At 59.4% G+C, this 20,220-nt stretch carries 19 protein-coding genes and 1 pseudogene; 9 read left to right on the top strand and 11 right to left on the bottom strand.

Annotation, left to right across the window (positions count from 1 at the left end):
- Positions 1-327: 327 nt before the first annotated feature.
- Positions 328-840 carry a tetratricopeptide repeat protein gene (locus DC522_RS27240; protein ID WP_116531699.1) on the bottom strand — a complete coding sequence of 171 codons (513 nt, stop codon included), beginning with the start codon at positions 838-840 and terminating at the stop codon, positions 328-330.
- Positions 841-1,140: 300 nt separating this feature from the next.
- Between DC522_RS27240 and DC522_RS27235 the strand changes: the two genes are divergently transcribed.
- Positions 1,141-2,643 (top strand): type II and III secretion system protein family protein, encoded by a 1,503-nt coding sequence (locus DC522_RS27235; protein WP_165820333.1) that lies wholly within the window; start codon positions 1,141-1,143, stop codon positions 2,641-2,643.
- A gap of 370 nt (positions 2,644-3,013) precedes the next feature.
- Here DC522_RS27235 and DC522_RS27230 read toward each other — a convergent pair whose 3' ends face one another.
- Both DC522_RS27230 and DC522_RS27225 read right to left on the bottom strand, forming a co-directional pair.
- Positions 3,014-3,535 carry a hypothetical protein gene (locus DC522_RS27230; RefSeq protein ID WP_245444584.1) on the bottom strand — a complete coding sequence of 174 codons (522 nt, stop codon included), beginning with the start codon at positions 3,533-3,535 and terminating at the stop codon, positions 3,014-3,016.
- 379 nt (positions 3,536-3,914) lie between these two features.
- Complete coding sequence (locus tag DC522_RS27225; RefSeq protein WP_116531696.1) at positions 3,915-5,333, bottom strand: protein adenylyltransferase SelO; 1,419 nt, start codon at positions 5,331-5,333, stop codon at positions 3,915-3,917.
- Between the two features lie 322 nt (positions 5,334-5,655).
- Between DC522_RS27225 and DC522_RS27220 the strand changes: the two genes are divergently transcribed.
- The 4 genes from DC522_RS27220 (at position 5,656) to DC522_RS27205 (ending at position 10,021) form a co-directional block, all read left to right on the top strand.
- On the top strand, positions 5,656-5,856 hold the full coding sequence (locus tag DC522_RS27220; protein ID WP_116531695.1) for a hypothetical protein: 201 nt from the start codon (positions 5,656-5,658) through the stop codon (positions 5,854-5,856).
- A 77-nt stretch (positions 5,857-5,933) separates the two neighbouring features.
- Positions 5,934-6,308: a hypothetical protein gene (locus tag DC522_RS27215; RefSeq protein ID WP_116531694.1), complete on the top strand. Its 375-nt coding sequence runs from the start codon at positions 5,934-5,936 to the stop codon at positions 6,306-6,308.
- 68 nt (positions 6,309-6,376) lie between these two features.
- Entirely contained in the window at positions 6,377-9,700 is a 3,324-nt protein-coding gene (gene mfd, locus DC522_RS27210) for a transcription-repair coupling factor (protein ID WP_116531693.1), read from the top strand.
- 93 nt (positions 9,701-9,793) lie between these two features.
- The gene (locus tag DC522_RS27205; protein WP_116531692.1) at positions 9,794-10,021 is read left to right on the top strand and encodes a hypothetical protein; all 228 of its coding nucleotides are present in this window, start codon (positions 9,794-9,796) and stop codon (positions 10,019-10,021) included.
- 164 nt (positions 10,022-10,185) lie between these two features.
- On the opposite strand, the gene DC522_RS27200 is transcribed toward DC522_RS27205, so the two are convergent.
- A complete protein-coding gene (locus DC522_RS27200) occupies positions 10,186-10,761 on the bottom strand; it encodes a histidine phosphatase family protein (protein WP_116531691.1) in 576 nt (191 codons plus the stop codon).
- Between the two features lie 66 nt (positions 10,762-10,827).
- Between DC522_RS27200 and DC522_RS27195 the strand changes: the two genes are divergently transcribed.
- The gene (locus DC522_RS27195) at positions 10,828-11,352 is read left to right on the top strand and encodes a transglutaminase-like cysteine peptidase (protein WP_371680626.1); all 525 of its coding nucleotides are present in this window, start codon (positions 10,828-10,830) and stop codon (positions 11,350-11,352) included.
- A gap of 276 nt (positions 11,353-11,628) precedes the next feature.
- Positions 11,629-13,116, top strand: a complete 1,488-nt coding sequence (locus DC522_RS27190) for a sensor domain-containing diguanylate cyclase (protein ID WP_116531689.1) — start codon at positions 11,629-11,631, stop codon at positions 13,114-13,116.
- 13 nt (positions 13,117-13,129) lie between these two features.
- Here the strand turns inward: DC522_RS27190 and greA are convergent, their stop codons facing one another.
- The 7 genes from greA to DC522_RS27155 form a co-directional block, all read right to left on the bottom strand.
- Complete coding sequence (greA, locus tag DC522_RS27185; protein WP_116531688.1) at positions 13,130-13,597, bottom strand: transcription elongation factor GreA; 468 nt, start codon at positions 13,595-13,597, stop codon at positions 13,130-13,132.
- 65 nt (positions 13,598-13,662) lie between these two features.
- Entirely contained in the window at positions 13,663-14,697 is a 1,035-nt protein-coding gene (locus DC522_RS27180) for a branched-chain amino acid ABC transporter permease (protein ID WP_245444586.1), read from the bottom strand.
- 80 nt (positions 14,698-14,777) lie between these two features.
- Entirely contained in the window at positions 14,778-15,803 is a 1,026-nt protein-coding gene (locus DC522_RS27175) for a branched-chain amino acid ABC transporter permease (RefSeq protein WP_116531686.1), read from the bottom strand.
- A complete protein-coding gene (locus DC522_RS27170; protein ID WP_116531685.1) occupies positions 15,800-16,525 on the bottom strand; it encodes an ABC transporter ATP-binding protein in 726 nt (241 codons plus the stop codon). The genes DC522_RS27175 and DC522_RS27170 overlap by 4 nt, the downstream gene beginning before the upstream one ends.
- Positions 16,518-17,297, bottom strand: coding sequence for an ABC transporter ATP-binding protein (locus tag DC522_RS27165; RefSeq protein WP_116531684.1), 780 nt, complete (start codon positions 17,295-17,297; stop codon positions 16,518-16,520). Before DC522_RS27165 ends, DC522_RS27170 begins: the two co-directional genes overlap by 8 nt.
- A gap of 7 nt (positions 17,298-17,304) precedes the next feature.
- Complete coding sequence (locus DC522_RS27160; RefSeq protein ID WP_116531701.1) at positions 17,305-18,495, bottom strand: substrate-binding domain-containing protein; 1,191 nt, start codon at positions 18,493-18,495, stop codon at positions 17,305-17,307.
- A gap of 103 nt (positions 18,496-18,598) precedes the next feature.
- Positions 18,599-19,534, bottom strand: a complete 936-nt coding sequence (locus DC522_RS27155; RefSeq protein ID WP_116531700.1) for a DMT family transporter — start codon at positions 19,532-19,534, stop codon at positions 18,599-18,601.
- 11 nt (positions 19,535-19,545) lie between these two features.
- On the opposite strand from DC522_RS27155, the pseudogene DC522_RS37500 reads away from it, so the two are divergent.
- A pseudogene (locus DC522_RS37500) lies at positions 19,546-19,884 on the top strand (PaaI family thioesterase); the annotation flags it as partial.
- A 38-nt stretch (positions 19,885-19,922) separates the two neighbouring features.
- Positions 19,923-20,072, top strand: coding sequence for a hypothetical protein (locus DC522_RS37495; protein WP_371680632.1), 150 nt, complete (start codon positions 19,923-19,925; stop codon positions 20,070-20,072).
- Positions 20,073-20,220 lie beyond the last annotated feature (148 nt).

Here is a 20,220-nt window from a genome sequence, read left to right as displayed (position 1 = left end):
ATCGCCTGCCTGTTCCTGCAGTATCTGCGGTTGCAAGCCGCCGGTCGGGGAAAAAAAAGCGCAGGAACCGCCGCCGCCCCCGAGCCTGCCGGCCATCCGGCGCATGCTGCTTGATCATCTGGCGCACGCCATGCGCCTGCGATGTCCAATCTGTCGGGCCCGCTTCACCCTTGGCTCAATGATGGGAGTGCCAAAGTAGTGCTAGAGCTGTTTCCACTTGCGTGGAATCAGCTCTCGTCTTTTTCAGGCTGCATTTTTGACGGCGAACCGGATCCATTTCGCCGAAAAATGCTCTAAGGCGAACGCCGCTTTGAAACTCGGCCTGAATCAGCCTCGTCTTGAACGAGCGACGTTATCCCTCAGGAGGTCCAAGTTGTTGTTGATCGTGACGCTCGAAGGATCGAGTTCGTGGGCTTTGAGGAAATTGCTGCGGGCCTTCACCACATCGCCGCGCAAAAGATAAGAGTAGCCGATGTTGTTGTAGTACTCGGCCCGGTCTCCGATGAGGCGGCCAGCCTCCCGGTACGCCCTGTCGGCTAAGTCGAAACGACGCACGCGGTCGTAAGAGGCGGCAAGGCCCAACCAGGCTTCGCCATTGTTCGGCTCCACTTCCACAGTGCGCTCATAGTAGCGCGCGGCATGCCCATAATTCCCCGCTGCGAATTGGACCTTCGCAACCTTGAAGACCTCGTTGTCAGGATATTCCTCGACGGAGGAGGGAAGCTCGAGTTCTGCGGTACTATTGCCGAAGCTCGAAAGGCCGGTGCCGTTGCAGGCAGCTAACAGGGGAAGTGTACACGCGAACAGGGCTGATGCCAGCTTTCGTTCGAGTGCCCCCATTGCAGTCCCCCACGCATCTTTCCACCGCACTGGATGTGCGATTCACTTAGAGGTGTAGCAATGGATCAATGGCGCTCGCAAGCCCGGACGCATGGCTTATGCTTTCGAGGTCCAAGGCCAGCCAGCTTAGATTATGACTAGGCCAGACGGCCTAGACCGTCGGTTCTTTACGGCCCTTTAACCATGCATGCCTCCAAGTATTGGCGTTCTAGGCCATCTGATCGGCTGGACGTGTGGTCCAGAGGAGAATTAGAACGGCGTAATAGAATAATGTATTGTTTATCAGAGGCGGTTTCAGTGATGCGAGCAACGTTTGATCCGGCGCGCTGCCGTGCTGCGCTGAGCAAGATCGCGCCTCTTCTCGCACTGGCCGCCCTCCTGTCTGCCGCTGTTGGAGTGCTGCCATCGGCTCAGGCCCAGGAGAGACTCCTGCGTTTCAACAAGGGACGCGCTGTCGGCGATATCAATGTGGCTCAGGGCCAATTTCTGACGGCCAAGACCGCCACAGACGTCGGACGCGTCGTCGTCGGTAATCCTGAGATTGCAACAGCCGTTCCTCTCACCGCACGCTCTTTCTACGTGCTAGGCAAGGCGGAAGGGCGGACCAACGTCGCGGTTTACGGAGCCGATGAAGAGCTTTTGGGAACGGTCAACGTGGAAGTTGGTGCCGACACGCCTGATCTCGCCGCAACCATCCAGGAAACCATCCCCCAGGCCAATATCAGAACGGAAACCATCAATGGGCGTCTTCGTCTGAGTGGCACGGTTCCGGATGGGATCGCGCTTCGTAAGGCTCTGGAGATTGCCGAGCAATATGGCTCAGATGGCGTCATCAACGCCTTGCGCGTTACGGGCGGCCAGCAGGTCATGCTGGAAGTCCGTTTCATCGAGGCGAACCGTACTGCGGCCCGAGAACTCGGCATCAGCTGGTTCGGGCGTAAAGCCGGCGATACATCCGGGCGTGGAGTTGCCCTCGGGAATTTCGATCCTCCGAGAACCGGCACTTCCGGCATCACCTACAACCCGCTCCTCAGCGGCGGCACTCCTTTCGGCACGGTGGTCGCAAACTTTCTCGGAGGCGGGATCAGCGCGGACATTCTCGTGCAGGCACTCGAAGAGAAGGGATTGGCGCGGCGCCTCGCCGAGCCGAACCTGGTCGCTCTCTCAGGCGAGAAAGCAAGCTTCCTGGCCGGTGGCGAAGTCCCTATCCCTGTTGCGGCTGACGACAACCAAGTGAGCGTCACCTACAAAGAATACGGTGTTCGCCTGAACTTCACACCCACTGTGCTTGAGAATGGCATCATCAATCTCAAGCTTGAGCCTGAGGTTAGCCAAGTTGATGAATCGACCCGCGTCAGCACGGGCTCGATTTCCATTCCAGGTTTCATCACCCGGCGCGCCAGCACTTCGATCGAGATCCGAGATGGCCAGAGCTTTGCGATGGCGGGCTTGCTGCAGAGTGTCCACTCGAAGAACCGCGAGCAGGTTCCGTGGCTCGGACAATTGCCCATTATCGGTACGCTGTTCAGTTCCTCCGCTTTCGAAGAGCAGGAGACGGATCTCGTCATCATCGTGACTCCACGTCTCGTGAAGCCTGGCAAGCCGGGGCAACCGCTTCGCACACCACTCGATTCAGCAAAGCCCAGCAATGATCTCGAGTTCTTCCTTCTCGGCTCGCTCGAAGTCGATGGCGACATGCAGAAGCGCTTTGCTGAAGGGGCGGGCGTGATCGGACCTTATGGACACATCATCGAGCTGAAGCCAGGAAAGCGCAATGCCGTCAAAAAAGTCGTCAAGCAATAAGGTCCGGCTCGCCATTTCGGCCACCCTGGTACTCCCAGCCATATCGCTTGGCGGTTGCGTGGATTACATGGAACACCGCGATACGATCACTCTCTCTGCAGGCGAGGCGCAGGCCTGGAACCGGACAGTGCACACTTCCGATCCGTGGCCACCTTACGTCATGAACACTCAGATCCCAGGCGATGGGCAGCGCACGGCTGTTGTGATGCGGCGCTATAGCACCGGTGATGCAGAAGCAGGGGGCGCGGCTCCTTCACCCAGTGTCCCGGCAGCGCCACAATAATCTGCGCAGCAGGTGAATATCTTCTGCCAACAAGAAAATCCCTGGCACTGTTAGGAGCCAGGGGCTCAAAAAAGGCGTCAGGCGAGTTTAGCGGTACGTATCGTCCTTACCGTTGGGGCTGCCATCGCCGCCGCCATTGCCATAGCCGTTGTTGCCATGGCCACCGCCATTGTTGCCGTTGCCGTTGCCACGGCCGGAATTGCCCGATCGACCATTGTCGGTGTCGCTGCCATTGGACGTACCACTACCAACCGATCCGCCGTTACCACCTGTGCTGCCGCCACCGGTATTGCCGCCAGTGCCACCATTATCTGCAACTGCGCCGCCGTTGCCGGCTCCCGCAGCGCCACCGCCTGCCGTGCCACCGACGGCACCATTGCCGCTGGTTCCACCGCTGAGAGTTCCCCCACCAGCGGACGCGCCGGTGCCAAGGGTTCCTTCCCCAAACTGGCCGCCCCCGAGGATCGTGCCGCGACTGATCGAGCCGGTGGCGATATCATCCTGGTCCTGGTTGCGGATACGATCCGTGCGGCGCAAGGCTTGAGGACGTATGGCGCAGCGGCACACTTCCTCCCCCGCGACGACGCGAAGGCGGCAGTTTTGGTACATGGACGCATTCGCAACATCGGGCACGCATTGCATGCCAGAGCGGTTGTTTTGAGCGAATGAGGGAGAAGAAAGGACTGCGAGGAGGGCAGCGCCGGACAAAGCGAGAGCGTGCGAACGCTTCATTGTTCACCTACTGGAAAGAGTTTAATGTGCCTAAGTCGCTGTAAGGCGACTTGCGTGGCTATATTACGCAAGTCTAGGAATATCGTTCCCGTAAGTTGTTGAAGAAATTACAGCTCAGCAACTGGAACAATTTTCAAGCCGCAAACATAACTACGATTTTTCTTTGCACGGTTGGCTGTCAGTGCATGAAAGGCCACGCTGTAGGATAATTTGCCTGATATGGCCGAAGGCCTTGAACGGTAATTGGCGCGGGGATCTAGAGATCATAAGCCTCGACCATGAGCGCAATCTCCGTCAGCTTAGCGTTGAAGGCCGACCAGTCATCGGTGCGAGCAATAGGCTCCCAGATTGCCTCAACATCCTCAATTATCATCGTACAAGGCGTCGTCCTCGCAAAATAGGAGTGGTCGAGCCTAAGGTTTGGGAGAGGCTTGAAACCCTCGATATTCTGGCGAAATGGCTGGAAGCTGGGATGAGCGTAAAACTCGGCGGATGGGCTGCGTGTCGCGCGTTCAAGGCGCTCCAAGCCGCCAAACCAGTCAAAGAAGGTCTGCTCGAATGGAGCTCTCGTGCTGTGAAGGAATGTCCATAGGTTCTTGGCAAGCATGCCATCCTGCTCATGACCTTCAGAACAAAGACCGAGGCGGCGGAGAATTGCAGCTGCGAATTCCTGATGAAGAGCAGGCTCGAAGGCGGCCAATGAGGCCTCGAGCTTGCTCTGCTCGGCGATCGGCAGAAAGCATTCAGCGAGCCTGAACAGGTTCCACAAAAGAGCATCAGGCTGACGCCCAAATGCATAGAGGCCTGTCTCATCGAAATAGGCAGCGGTAAAGCCTGGATCGTAAGAGGGGAGAAAACGCCACGGGCCATAATCAAAACTCTCGCCTGTGACGTTGATGTTGTCGGTATTGAGCACACCATGAACGAAACCTGCAGCCATCCACTGAGCGCCCATGCGTGCAACGCGCCGACACACTTCCTCGACGAAAGCTGCCGCGCGCTCCGCTTCGCTGGCACGCGAGATTTCGGGCATGTAGGTTGTGATCGTGTAGTCGAGCAGCTTGCTGATATTATGCGCCTCATCAAGATAGAGCAGGCGCTGGAATGTGCCGATGCGGATATGTGAGTGACTGAGGCGCACGAGAACCGATGAGCGGGTGGGGGAAGGCTCGTCGCCGCGCTCGAGCTCCTCGCCGGTTTCGATCAAGCTTAACGACTTCGATGTGTTGACACCCAATGCTTCGAGCATCTCGGTTGCCAGAACCTCCCGAACGCCACCCTTCAGCGTCAGGCGCCCATCAGCGTGGCGCGACCAGGGTGTCTGTCCACTTCCTTTGGTGGCGAGGTCGAGCAGCCTGCCATCCTTGATGTCATGCAGCTGCGCGAACAGAAAGCCGCGTCCGTCGCCGAGATAAGGATTATAGGTTCGGAACTGATGGCCGTGATAGCGCAGGGCCAGGGCCTGCTCGAAACTCCCGGGAAGCGGGGCGAACAGGCCAAAGTGCCAGATCCATTCCTCATCTGTTAGCTCGGCAAGCCCTGTCCGCTCGGCCCAGCGCTGGTTGCGATATCGCAGAATATGGATTGGAAACTCGGCAGGTGTGACGATGTCAAAGAAATCTGAGCCCAGGTCTTGGTGGGACGTAGAGGCACGGTACGCAGGAGAAAGGGGCATCGGCTCTCATTCCGGTTCGACAGCTTCAATCATGTTGCAGGCAAAATGTTCATAGGGCTCCCGACCTGTCGCATGATGTTTTGAAACAAATGCAATCTCTCGGCTTGCTGTAACAAAGTATATGAATATATTGCGCGTTAACCATGCTGTGGAAAAGTATTTTTCAATAAGGTCAGGAGAAAAACCGTTTTTCAATCCATAGGTTGCGTGGGGACTTTCAATTCTGTCCGGATCGAGCTCGGGCGAATTGTTGCCTCAGAGCTTGGCTGACGCAGTGGTGACTCCTATGATTCTTTGAACGAAGCAGTCCTGGGAGAGATGAATGGCACTCAAGGATCTCGCGGCCCTCTATGGGCGTGTTGCTTTGGTCATGCTTGCATTTGCATTTCTTGCGGGGATCATCGCTGGACCGGTGCTGCAGAAGGCTGGCCTCCGCTCATCCATGACAGCCGCCCAAGATCATGCGCCCGTGCCGGAACTGATCCGCGCCAGAACTGCGCCTGGTTCAGGAGGGCAAGGCTAAGAAACTCTTGGAGTTCCTGAGGTATATCGGCCCTCATCCTGATAAGCGGGCTCAACCAGTCCTTTCGGATCCTCACGATGAGCGATGATAGCATTCTGCGGCAGGAGATTCGCCATTCCTTGAGTGGCGCGCGCAGCATGATCCGCTCTTATTCCGGACTATATTCTGGCGAGGACCTCGCCCGCGATGTGCTGAAGATCTGTGATGACATGGTTCGGTCCTCTCAGCCGACGCCGCGACTGAAGGAGGCGCGCTCCATCGTTCAGCAATGTTGCGTGAAGTTGGCGCGGGATGCAGACCGCTTCTCCGCGCGCGATCCAGCGGTGATTGCTGCGTCCCGTGCACAGGCGGCCGCATCGATCGATGTGATGCAGGATGCGCTTTTCGAGATGCGCAGGGCAGAGATTGGAGCCCCACGGATCGGCGCCCTCCTACGGAGAAGAAGTCTCTAATTCTGCAACTGCGAGGGATACTGGGCGTTGATGCTCTGTTCAGAGCGTCTCCCATTCAAAGGAATCCTATGCGCGCCGAGCCCGCCGCTTCTCAGGACCTTGGGCATCATAATCTATTCCTCGCACCGCTTGTCGGCTTGCATGCGGTGCGGCTAATCGCGTTGGCGCACCGTGCCGGGACGCAGGGTCTCATCCATCTGGCGCAAGGGCAACGCTGGGCTGAGCAGCTGGTAAGCGCGGTCAAAGGGCTGTCTCCGGATCTGGAGGTCCATATCCTGCCGCCCTGGGACTGTCTTCCCTACGACAGCGCGTCGCCTTCGCGCGATGTAATGGGGCAGAGAATCTCCGTCCTCCGCCAAATGGCGGCGCCCGCGAAAGGCCCGCGTCTGCTGATCACCAGCCCAGCAGCAATCGTCCAACGTGTGCCTCCGAGGGAACTATGGGCGAGCGCGACTTTCTCTCTCAAGACGGGCGACGCTTTTGTCCCGGAGGCGCTTGAGAACTTTTTGCATCGCTCTGGTTATGTGTTGGACGACAGAGTCGACGAGGCCGGAGAAGCGGCCATTCGCGGGCAGGTTATCGATCTCTTTCCCGCCAATTGCCCGTTGCCTTACCGGGCGGAGCATGATGGTTCCTCCATTCTTTCCATTCGTCGTTATGATCCTGTCTCGCAACGAACGGAGGAGTATGTCGACAGCATCACGCTGGAGCCCGCCTCGGAAGTCGTTCTGAGCGCGGCGAGTGATGATGCTTCGTCCAGAGAACGCTACGCGGGAATGGAGCACCGCCTGCCGGAGTATTATAGACAGCTGGAGACTGTGTTCGACTATTGGCCCGATGCTGAAATCGTCATGGAAGAAAGGGCAGAAGGGCGTCGGCAGAACGTCATGGAGCAGATTGCCGATGCCCACGGAAGTCGAAACAACTTCCGCACCAGCGCGGAGCATGCAGTTAAACCCGAGCAGCTCTTCATTCTTGATAACGAATGGCAGCAGGTTCTGAATGCAAGGCAATTGACGGTCATTCGAGATGCTCCTGAAGCCGAAGCAAACAAAAACAAGGTTCCGTTCTTTGCAAGTGCATCCAAGCCTGCGCAAGCATTGTCCAGCTTCATCTATTCCCAAGAAAAAGTGCAGCGGAGAATTGTGCTTGTCGCGGAGACCGAGCGCGATCTCAATCGGTTGCGACGCAGAGTGCAGAACATTCGATCAAAAATAGCCGCCGTGGACAATTGGAGTAATGTGATCGATGGAGAACCCCGAGGGTGGTTTTCCATCAAGGCGGATGTCAGGGGTGGCTTCATCGACGATGATGCTGGAGCCGCAGTCATTACGGCCTACGATGTTCTCGGAAGCCGTGTCGGTACTGAGGTTGCGCCTGAAGCAGCTTCGGTGTCGGCTCTGCAGACGGATTTAGGCTTTCACATTGGTGATACCGTCGTCCACATCGAACATGGCATCGGGAGATTGGAAGGCATCGAGGCAATTTCGCTTGGAGATCAGAACGGCCAAGATGCTATCCGCTTGGCTTATGCAGATGAGGCAAAGATCATGGTTCCCGCGACGGAAATGGACCAGATCTGGCGTTACGGTTCGGCGTTCGACGCTGTTAAATTGGATAGGCTGAATGGCGATGCATGGATTGCTCGCCGAGAGACGATTGAAACAGAGATCCAGGACGCGTCCAAGCGATTGAGGTCTCTGGTTGACGAGCGCAGGGCCGTTCAGCTCGATCCGATCACTCCGCCAAGCCGGGATTATGAGCGTTTCGTTGCTCGCTTTGCGTTTACCGAAACGTCGGATCAGGCTCGCGCCATCGAGGAGGTGCTGCAGGACCTCGCCTCCGGGCATCCCATGGACCGTCTCGTCTGTGGCGATGTTGGCTTCGGCAAGACGGAGGTCGCGTTGCGCGCTGCGGCTGCTGTCGCCTTGTCTGGAAAGCAGGTAGCTGTGGTCGCGCCCACCACGGTCCTCGCCCGCCAGCATCTGCGGACGTTCCAGCGGCGGTTTGCTGGATTGGCTATAGAAATTGCCCATCTCTCGCGTCTGGTCACTCCTGCAGAGGCGCGGGGCGTCAAGAAAGGCCTCGCTGATGGATCAATCAGGATCGTGGTGGGGACCCATGCGCTCACCGGGAAGGGGATCAGCTTTAAGGATCTTGGCATCGTGATCATCGATGAGGAGCAGCGTTTCGGGGCTGCTCACAAAAGTAAGCTCAGGCAATTAGGGTGTGGTGGGCACGTGCTCACGCTGACTGCGACGCCAATCCCACGCACCCTGCAATCTTCTCTTGTTGGCCTCCAGGATATCAGCATCATCGCCACACCACCGGCGCGGCGCCAGCCAATCCGCACCTTCCTGGCATCCTTCGATCCAGCCACGGTGCGCGAAGCGCTCATGCGCGAAAAGCGACGTGCGGGGCAGAGCTTCCTCGTTTGTTCACGGATCGAGGATATCGAGCCGATGAGGGAGCAACTGATCAAGCTCGTTCCTGAGCTCGAATTGATCGTGGCCCATGGCCAGATGCCGCCCGCTGAAGCCGACGAGGCAATGGTCCGTTTCGCGGACGGAGAGGGAGATGTTCTGCTGGCCACAAACATCATCGAGAGCGGCCTCGATGTTCCCCGCGCGAACACCATGCTGGTATGGCGGGCTGATCGTTTCGGCCTCGCCCAACTCCATCAGCTGCGGGGACGTGTTGGACGGGGACGCATTCGGGGCACCGCCTATCTACTGACAGAGCCCGATCAGGTGCTTCCCAAGGCAACCGAGAAGCGCTTGCGGACGCTTGTGGCGCTTGATCGTCTCGGTGCTGGGTTTGCCATCAGCGCGCAGGATCTTGACCAGCGGGGAGCCGGCTCTCTCCTTGGCGAGGAGCAGGCCGGTCATATCAAGCTCATCGGAACAGACCTCTACCAGCATATGCTGCGGCGTGCATTGCGTGGCGAGAGCATCGAGGATGCATGGTCGCCTGACCTCAATATCGGCCTCAAGGGAACTATCCCGGTCAGCTACATCAACGACCCGGAGGCGCGGATCAATCTTTATGCGCGCATATCGCGGCTCGATCCACTCGAGAACGTGGAGGATCTCGAAACTGAGATCGAGGATCGCTTTGGAGCTTTGCCCCAATCCTTGCAGAACCTCATCAACCTGGCGGAACTGAAGCAGCTCTGCGTTCGTCTGGGGATCGCGCGCATCGATGCCGGGCCACAGGCCATCGCTCTAACGTTCCGGCCCGGAACAGTCGACATAGCCCTCTTGGAACAAGTGGTTGAGGGCTCCGGCGGCGAACTTCGCTGGAGCGGTGAGCGACTGATCCTTGCACGCTCCATAGAAGAGCCTGACGAGCGGTTGAAGCCTATCGTGGCCCTGTTGGACAGGCTTGCTTGAGAAGCACAGTTCGCCACTTGCTTGCAGGTCGCATGCGAACATATTCAGCCCAGTGGACTTATCCCTAAGACCGCTTGAGATGATGAGGAACCCATGACTTCCGAGGAAATCCAGGAGCTGAATGCAGCGCGCGAGAGCCTTGTGAAACGCCGTCGAGAAATGGCACGGCAAATTGCGGAAGCGCCGCTTCCCTCGGTGGAAATGGCGGAAGAGCTTTCGAAGATTCTGACCGCTATCGAGGCACTGGATCGGGCCCTGAACGAGGCGGGCCATCCCTACATGAGCCAAAGCGTGGCCGACGAGATGCGGGCGGATTCCTGAGGTCTTCCTTCTCTCCTCTAGCGCCTTGTGCGGAAAGCCGGATCCACTTCTCACGGGCGTGGCCCTTCGGGTCGCTGACGCGGACCTCCGGTTCCGCACGAGGCGCTAGCCCGGATGATGAACATCGGACCCAAAAGTGCATTCCACTTTTCACGTCCGAGGCTCTAGAGTTTGATCCTACCCACGAGATCGAAGCCTCCCGATGTCTTTGGCTTGAGCACGAGGATCTCCCCCTCGGTGGGAAAGATCCCTGTTAGGGCGGTGATGTTGACCTGATGCGTCACGAGCACCAGAACGCCAGGAGAACGCCATTCCTCAATGGTCCGGCGGACGGCTTGCGTCCGTCCATCTTCCTGTCGTCGGTCGGAGAAGAACGAGTCCAAGGGTGGGAAAGGCTCGGTCATGTTGCCGAATGCAAGGCGAGCCGTTTCCAGCGAGCGGCACCACCGACTTGAGAGAACACGCTCGACCGAAACTTTACGCTCCCTGAAGCGCCTGCCGATGTCTTGCGCTTGAGCGCGCCCGGCATCGGAGAGATTGCGTTGCGTCGCACAATCCTCCAGCCGGAAATTCTGAGGGTCGCCTGTGCCCGGTGCGCGGGCGTGGCGAAGGATCGCAACCGAGCTGCCCGCCTGTAATTGCTGCCAAGCAGCTTCTGATGCAGTTGCTATCTGCGGCGCCCCGAGCGCGATCAACATTGCACAGGCCAAGGCGAGGACGCTGCTTAGCTTGCATCTCATTTCCTCCTCCCTTCACCACCAGGAAGGTAGCTTTCTGCTCCGCCGCAACAGGCAAGCTGCCCCATTTTGGGCTCAATACACCGACTTGTTCCCAAACAAGATCGAACAAGGCGGGGCTATAGACAAGGTACCCGCAGCAAGAAGCAATTGGGGCACTCCGATGATTTCGATCCTGCGCCGCGTGGGTACCGCGTGTTTGCTTTCGCTGTGACTTCACCGATTCACGCAGCCATGACAAAGCCGGGGCGACAGGTTGTTCTGACGCCGGAGCGGATGGCTGAACTGCAGAAGGTCAACCACCATGTGAACTCCACCATTGTGGAAGTGACGGACTTGGAACAATACGGGCGTGAGGATGTCTGGGCCCTTCCTACGAGTGGGAGAGGTGATTGCGAGGACTTCGCGATCCTGAAACGCAAGATGCTGATCGAGCGTGGCTGGCCGGCGTCCGTCTTGTCCGTCACGGTTGGCGCAACCGCGCAGGGCGTGGCTCACGCGGTTCTCACGGTTTCTACCGCTCAGGGGGCAGCTAGTACTCGACAACCTCAGCCCGTCCATCCTTCCGCCTTCCCAAACGGGACACACTTATGAGGCTCGCCAGTCCGGTAGGGGTTGGGTTTCGGCCTCCGGTGAGAAAACCGCCGAGCCTATGGCGGACCTGCCGGTGGCGCGGGTTGGCCTGCGCGGTCGGCGGGGCTAAGCCGCTCAGAAGTCGTGGGGGGCAATCGGATAAACCCCATAGCAATCATGATCGCTCTTCCAGGGTGAAAATTAAGCCAAGACAGGAAAAGTTTGTCTCTCTGATCTAGTATTACGTGGCCTCTGTAGGCTGAATGGACCAGACTACGACTATCCTGCAGGCCTGCCATGCCCCATTCCAACGCCACCACTCTGCGCGTCCATGTTTCGGATGATCAACAAGACGACGCCGGCATGTTCGACTTGGCACCCGTTTCTCTATGGCTGGAAGATTACAGCGGCCTGAAGCAGCTTTTCGAGGAGTGGCGGGCTGACGGCGTGACCTCCCTGAGGGCGCATCTTGAGGCCGATCCCGAGCGCGTTCGCGCCTGTTCGGGCCGTATTCGTGTCATCAAGGTCAATCGCAAGACTCTCAGCCTGTTCGAAGCCGAGAACCTGACACACCTGGTTGACAATCTCTCCCAGATTTTCCGCGCCGACATGCTCAAGACCCATATCGATGAGCTGGTTCAGTTATGGGAGGGCAAGCTTGAGTTCGGCAGCAATACCGTTAACTACACCCTTTCGGGAAAGCGCCTCGACATTCAACTGAAGGGAATGATCCTGCCGGGACATGAAGACGGCTGGGATCGCGTTCTCGTGGCTATCGAGGATGTGACGGAAAGAGAGACAGCGCGTCGCGAACTGGCGGTCAGCGAGGCCTACGCGCGCGGCCTCTTCGAACACTCTCCTGTGTCACTGTGGGTTGAGGACTTCAGTGCAGTCAAGCAATTGCTTGAGGACGTGCGACGCCAGGGGATCAGCAACTTTCGTACCTTTACGGATGTGCATCCGGAATTCGTCACCCGCTGCATGAGCGAAATTCGCGTCATTGACGTCAATCGGCACACCCTCGAGCTCTTTGCTGCGCCTGATAAGAAGACCCTGCTTGGCAATCTCAGCGAGGTTTTCCGAGAGGAAATGCAGGAGCATTTCCGGGAGCAGCTCATCGATCTCTGGCACGGCAGAATTTTCCAGCAGCGTGAAGTGGTGAACTACTCCCTGGCTGGCGACGGGCTTCACCTGCACCTGCAGTTCTCCGTTCTTCCCGGCTACGAGCAGGATTGGTCGCTTGTCCAGGTGGCGCTGACGGATATCACGGCCCGCAAGCGCGCCGAGGCCTACCTGGAATATCTCGGCAAGCACGATGTGTTGACCAAGCTCTACAACCGTTCCTTCTACGTTGATGAGCTCAATCGCCTCGAGCGCAAGGGTCCGTTCCCTGTGACGGTGGTCATCATTGATCTCAACGGGTTAAAGACGGCGAACGATCAGCTGGGTCACGCTGCAGGGGATGCGTTGCTGCGCCGTGCGGGCGAGGTGCTCAACAAGGCGGTCGACAAGCCTTCGTGCGCGGCTCGCATCGGCGGCGATGAGTTCGCCCTGCTGCTGCCAGGAATGGAGGAGAGAGACGCCAAGGGGGTGCTGGAGAGCATCGAGAATCTGCTCGATGTCAATAACCAGTTCTACACCGGCCTTCCGCTCGGTTTTTCCATGGGACTGGCGACAAGCGAGCCTGGCGAGCGGCTGGAATCAGTGGTGAAGCGCGCCGACCTGCGGATGTATGAGGCCAAACGTGCTTATTACGCTACTCTACAGGGGAACGGCAGCGTTTGAGGCTGCCGCACCTTCAGGGCTCTATTGTGATGATCTCGGCTTGCGTCGATCCTAAGGGGATGACGTCGCCAACCTCTTTTCCCATAAGGGCCTGGGCGAGCGGCGAGACGTAGGAGATAGTTCCCTTCGCCGGATCGGCCTCATCCTCGCCTACGATCCGATAGGTCTGTTGTCGCCCATCCACACGTTCGATGGTCACGAGGGCGCCAAAACGCACATAGGCCGTGTCGGTGGGAGGAGGCACGACTTCGGCGGAAACCCGCCTGACCGACCAGTAGCGCAGGTCGCGCGAGAGACGTGCCATCTCGGCCTTGTCGTCGACTGCTTTCGCTTGCTCAAGGCGCCGTTCCAGAGTTTCGATCTCGGCATCCATCTGGGCAAGTCCCGATGGCGTGACGAGATGATGCGGGCTTAGGGTCCGGTCAGGCAGATCCTCGAAGGCTTCACCACCTTCGGACTCGCGAACAAAGGCACGACTCATAGACGCTTCCTCCGCTCTTTCGAAGAAAACGCTGTAACCCGGCTAAGTTTCCGTGCCTCAAGCCTTTATTGCTTAGTCTGTCGCAAGCGCCCCACGATGCCACCCGGGAACGCGTAGACGCTGATGACGAATAGCGCACCGAGCCAGAGCAGCCATCGATCCGGGTGAATCAGGTTCGGCAGCACCGGCACCCCGGCGAGCGCTTTGCTCCCGGCCTCCATTAGAACCTGCAGGTAGCTCTGGGCCAGAACGAAGAGAGAAGCGCCGATCACCGAACCGTACATCGTTCCCATGCCGCCGATCACGACCATGAGCAGGATGTCGATCATGATGGAGAAGGAGAGCGTCGTATCCGGACCATTGTAGCGCAGCCACAGGGCCATCAGGGCGCCGGCCACCGTGGCAATGAGAGCCGAGATGACGGAGGCCGTCGTACGATACGCCACCACACGATAGCCTAAAGCCTCGGCGCGGAACTCGTTCTCGCGGATAGCCTGCAGCACGCGCCCGAACGGGGAGTTCACGATGCGCAGGAGCAGAAGGAACATCAGGAGGGCGACGAAGAACACCATGTAATAGGCGACGAGACGCCCATTGATGGTGACGCCGAGGATCGGTTCGGCCAAGAGCCTGAAGGCTGGGCGTAGCTCATTCGGCAACTGGAATGACAGGCCATCTTCGCCACCAGTAATGCCGGAAAGCTGCGAGGCTAGAACCGCCACGGCGGAGGCGACCGCCAGCGTAATCATCGAGAAGAAGATCGCACGCACACGCAGCGACAGAAGGCCAATCGCAACAGCCAACACGGCGGAGAGCACAAGAGCCGCTGCGAGACCGACGGCAACAGAGGTCCAGGCAGCGCCAAGACGCTCCAGGGCGATGGCGATGCCATAGCCTCCAATACCAAAGAACATGGTATGGGCGAAGGAGACGATACCTGTATAACCGAGCAGCAGATCGTAGCTTGCGACCAGCACGATAAAGACGCAGATCTTGGCGGCCGTACTCAATGGCTGGCTGCCGGAGAACAGGAAGGGTGTTGCCGCCAGCACCACCAGAATGGCGAGCAGAATGAAGGTCAGAACCTTCGAGCGCGGCATGTCCGAAGACAGGATGCCGCTTAAGGCACCGCCACTTTTGCGGGTCTCATCGAAGGCGAGGGGCAGGGCAGGGGATGTGCTCATCGACGCGCTACCGGAAAGAGGCCCTGCGGACGCCAGATCAGCACGAGGGCCATGACAAGGATGTTGGAGATCAAGGCGAGCTTCGGCTCGATAAAACCGACATAGTTGGCCACCAGCGCAACCAGGATGGAGCCGACGAAGCAGCCACCGACGGACCCGAGGCCGCCGATGATGATGACGATGAACACCAGCACCATCACCTCCATGCCCATGCCTGCGGTGAGCGTCTGGCGATAGAAGGCCCACATCACACCGCCGAGGCCAGCAAGCGCTGAGCCTGCCACGAACACGCTGACGAAGAGGCGGCGGATGCGATAACCCAGCGCCTCGACCATCTCAGGGTTCTCGACGCCTGCGCGGATCAGAAGGCCGATGCGGGTGCGGTTGAGCAGCAACTGCATTCCGGTGAATACCACAAGTCCGATGCCTACCGCCACGACGCGATAGCGCTCCATCACGATATCGCCGACGACGAAGGCGCCACGCAGGGTTTGCGGCAGCGGAAGTGGGATGGGCGAAGCGCCCCAGATGGCATGAATCGCCTGCTCGGCCACGATCAGGCCGCCCATGGTGACCAGGATCTGCTTGAGATGGCTGCCATAGACCGGGCGTACGATAACGCGCTCGAACACTGCGCCGACAATGCCGGTGACGCCCATGGCGGCCAGGATGCAGAGAAGGAGCAGCCCGAGGTTCAGCCAGACGGAATCCGCCTGCCCCCAACCGGCGAGCGGACCGAGCACGAGAAGGGTCGCATAGGCCCCAAGCGAGATGAAGACGCCGTGGCCGAAATTGATGATGTCCATGAGGCCGAACACCAGCGTGAGGCCGGACGCCATGAGAAAGATCATCATGCCCATGGCAAGGCCCGCAACCGTGAGCGTCACCCAGGTCGAGCCGCTGCCGACGAAGGGTAGGGCAAGAAGTGCGAGCGCGGGCACGAGCGCGAGCGGCAGCCAATCCGTTTTAGTGCGCGGAAGCGGCTCGGGCGATGCAGTCGGTTCGACAGCCATATCGGTCATTGGTGAGCATCCAGGGAGAGGCCGAGCAGGCGCTGCTGCAGGTTCTTGTCCGTCACCAGCTCGCTCATGGCACCGGAATGCACGATGCGTCCATCATCCATCACGACGACATTGTCGCCGAGTGCGGAGGCCGCATAGAAATTCTGTTCCACGAGCAGGATCGTCTCGCCGGCAGCCTTCAGGGCTTTGAACGCCTCGATCATGCTGCGCACCATCACAGGCGCGAGTCCCTTGGTCGGCTCGTCGATGAGCAGAAGGCGGCGCGGCTCGGCAATGGCGCGGGCAATTGCGAGCATCTGCTTCTGGCCACCGGAGAGATTGCCCGCAGGCAGGTTCCAGAAGCGCTTGAGTGCCGGGAAGAGGCCGAGCATCCAATCGAGGCGCGCGGAATCCACCGGGCCGCTGCGGGCAGCGAGGACGATGTTCTCGCGCACGGTGAGATCCGTGAAGATGCCCATGGTCTCAGGCACGTAGCCGATGCCGGCACGCGCGATATCCGGCGTGCTGTTCTTCGTGATGTCGTTGCCGTCGAACCGGATGGCCCCGGACGAGGCCTGCCATAGGCCCATGATGGTGCGCAGAGTCGTCGTCTTGCCAGCACCGTTGCGGCCGAGCAGCATGGTGAGCTGACCTGCAGGAACGGTAAAGTCCACGCCGTGCAGAATGTGATACGGCCCGATATGCGTGTGAACGCCGGATAAGTGCAGCAGAGGCTCAGCCATTCGCTACTTCCACACCGAGATAAGCTTCCTGCACCACGGGCGAGGCGATGACCTCAGCCGGATCGCCATCGGCGACGAGAGCGCCGTTGTGCAGCACGATGATGCGATCGGCAAGCGAGCGAACCACGTCCATCTTGTGCTCCACGAGAAGCACCGTCGCGTCGCCACGCCGCTTGATGTCGTGAATGAGTTCGAGGACCGTCGGTACCTCGTCGACGCTCATGCCGGCGGTGGGCTCGTCGAACATGAAGACCTTGGGCTCCATCGCGATGAGCAGCGCGACTTCGAGCTTGCGCTGGTCGCCATGCGAGAGCGCCTTCGGTGCGATGTGACGCTTGTCGCCCAAGCGCACGCGCTCAAGGATCTCTTCCGCCTTCTCGATGAGATCGCGGCGGCTGTTCCAGACCTTGAACAGGGACCAGCCCGCCTCGGCGCGGCTCTGCACGGCAAGGCGGACGTTCTCGAGTGCGGTCAGGTCCGGGAAAAGATTGGTGAGCTGAAAGGCGCGGCCCAAACCGCGCTTGGCGCGGGCAGAAGGCGGTAGGGAGGTGATGTCGTCTCCCTCGACCAGCACCTGTCCCGACGTGGCGCGCAGCTGACCGGAGATCAGGTTGAAGTAGGTTGTCTTGCCGGCACCGTTCGGGCCGACAATGGCCGTGAGCGTGCCAGGGATGAACCGGCACGACACGTCGTTGACGGCCACATGGCCACCGAAGCGAATGGTAAGCCCGCGCGTTTCAAGCGCGGGCGTTGTCGTTGCTGATGATGTCACGGTTGGCTTAGCGCTTGTTGCGAACCGGAACGGGCATCTTGTCGGCAGGGATAGTGTCGACGAGATCGAGCAGGTCGTTCGCGTCCTTGCCGTTGGCCTTGACCTTGAAGTGGTACATAGCCTGCAGCGCCTGGTGATCTTCCTTGCGGAAGGTCATGGTGCCCTTCGGCGTCTCGAAGCTCATGCCTTCCATGGCCTTGATCAGCTTCTCGGTGTCGGTGCCGCCGGCCTTCTCGATGGCGGTGACGACGGCGGAGGCAGCGGCGAAACCACCTGCGGTGAAGAAGTCCGGCGGAGCGTTGAAGCGCTTCTGGTGCTCGGCCACGAGCCAGTCGTTCATCGGGTTTTTCGGGAAAGCATAGTAGTAGTACACCGCGCCTTCCATGCCGGGATAGTTCTTGTAGATCTGCATGACGGGCAGGATGTTGCCGCCCGGTGCGATCTCGATCCCGAAGCGCTCAGGCTTCAGGTCGGCGATCTTTGGCAGCGGATGCTGACCGGCCCAGATGATGTTGATGATCTTCTTGCCCGGCTTGTCCTTCAGCGCGTCGAAGATGCGCTGAGCGGAAGCGGTGAAGTCCGTCGCGTTCTGCGGCGTATATTCCTCGAACACGACCTTCGCGTTCGGGCGGATCTCGGCGAGCGCGTTCTTGAGAGCGGCAACGCCGTCTTTGCCGAAAGCGTAGTCTTGCGCGAGCGTCGCGATGGAAACATCGCCGCTGGCCGGAATGGCCGCCGCAGCGCCGTAGGCGTCCTGCGTCGAGTTGCGGGCGGTGCGGAAGATGAAGCGGTTCCACTTCTCGCCCGTGATCGCATCGGCCACGGCGGGCTCGACGATCAGGATCTTGCCGTTCTCTTCCGCTACCGGCAGCATGGCGAGTGCCGCAGCGGAGGAGGTGGTGCCGACAGCGATGTCGACATTGTCGTCGTTATAGGCCTGCTCCAGCAGCGTCTTGGCGAGATCGGCCTTGAGCTGGTCGTCCTTCACGATCACGGAGATCTTGCGGCCATTCAGAGTCATGGTGCCCTTGGTGAGGTACTCAAGGCCCATCATGAAGCCGGCTTCGGTCTGCTTGGCGTAAGCCTCGAGCGGGCCGGTCTTGCCGGCGATGAGAGCGATCTTGATGTCCTGGGCGAAAGCCGCAGAGGCGAACAGAATTCCTGCCGTTGCGGCAGCGATTGTGAGCTTGAGGCGCATCGCACTCCCCATGTGTGTTTTTGTTGCACCATTGACGGTCCCGTGGCGGAAACTGTCAAGCGCGATTGTTGGGCAGTCTGTGGAGAGCGCGTTGGTCTTTGGGTTAAGCCTCCGGCAACACGGGCTCCTCGATATCCTTAGGTACGCGCCCGCGTCGAGCGGCTTCACGTTCTAGAAGCAGCAGAACCAGACCTGCCGTGCAGATGACGGCGGCACCCACCAGGGTCCAGAACTCGACGATATCGCCGAAGGCGAGATAACCCAGCACGATCGCCCAAATGATAAGCGTATATTGGTACGGCGCGACGACAGAGGCCGGAGCAATCTTCAACGAGCGATTCACGCACGCATGGGCCGCCATCGACACAACGCCCAAAAGGAAAAGACCGGCCAGATCGAGCCATCTCGGCGTGACCCATGCAAAAGGCGCGACGGCGATGCCGAAGATCAGGTTCCCGAGCATTTGTCCCAAGACCAGTGTGCCGTCGTCCGTATCCCGCAGCTTGCGGGTGGTGATCATCAGAAGCGAATAGAACACGCTTCCAGCCAGGGCGATGAAGGCGGGCCAGGAGATCGTCGCCGTTGAGGGACGGAGCGCAATCAGCACGCCGATGAAGCCAACGCCGATGGCGAGGATGCGAGGCCTATCGATCTTCTCGCCGAGCCAAAATACCGCGAAGGCCGCCACGTAGATGGGGGCCGCGAGATAATAGGTCATCACGTCAGCCAGCGGCAGGTAGGTGACGGCCCAGTAGAAGCACGCGACTTCGAGTGTAGAAAGCAGGATGCGGACGGCATGGAGCCAGGACTGCGGCGGAACTTTGAGTGGGATGTTCTGCCGGTGCATGAGCGGCAGAAGAATCGCCAGCGCGGCGATACTGCGCAACAGCAGAACCTGGCCGACGGAATAGGTGGCAACGAGCCACTTGCCCATCACATCGTTGACGGAAAACATGAAGGTGCCGAGCAGCATCAGGCCGATGCCGACGAGCGCGCCCGAGCGCACCTTTTTCGCGGATTGGGAGGCAGAGTGACTCATGGCCTGCATAAATGAGGGAAGTGGGTGCAATTCACAAGGGGGCTGAAAGCTGTCTTAATGAGCTTGAGTGTGGAGGCGCGAACATGAATGACTCGGCACCGAAGGACCCCAACTTTGATGCGCGGGTGCGGACGAGTTTCGCAAAGCAGGGACTCATGGAGACGCTGGGAGCATCCATCGCTCGTGTCTCGCCGGGGCTGGTGGACGTCGTTCTGCCGACATCGCCTGCCGTGGCGCAGCAGCACGGGTTCGTGCACGCGGGAGCTGTGGCGAGCATTGCGGATTCGGCAGCCGGCTACGCGGCTCTGACCCTGATGCCGCCTGGGGCGGGTGTGCTCACGGCCGAGTTCAAAATTAATCTTCTTGCGCCAGCCATGGGGAGCGCATCGTGGCACGCGGAAGGGTCATCAAGGCTGGGCGCACGCTCACACTTGCGCAGACGGATGTCTTTGCCGAGCGCGAGGGGCAGGAGAAGCTCATCGCTGTCCTGACGGCCACCCTCATGACAATCGAAGGGCGCACTGGGGTGGACGACTAGAGCATCGTACGGAAAAGTGGACCCGGTTTTCCGCTTAAAAGTGGAATCCACTTTTCGGTCCGATGCTTTAGAACGTCTTCGCCCCATTCACGGGAAGCATGATGGCATAGAGTGACGTAGTGGCGCAGATATACAGGCGATTGCGCTT

This window comes from Microvirga sp. KLBC 81 (assembly GCF_003075415.1).
Taxonomy (GTDB): Bacteria; Pseudomonadota; Alphaproteobacteria; order Rhizobiales; family Beijerinckiaceae; genus Microvirga.
Note: the sequence above shows the minus strand (reverse complement) of the source record. Positions and strands in the feature narration are given on the sequence as shown.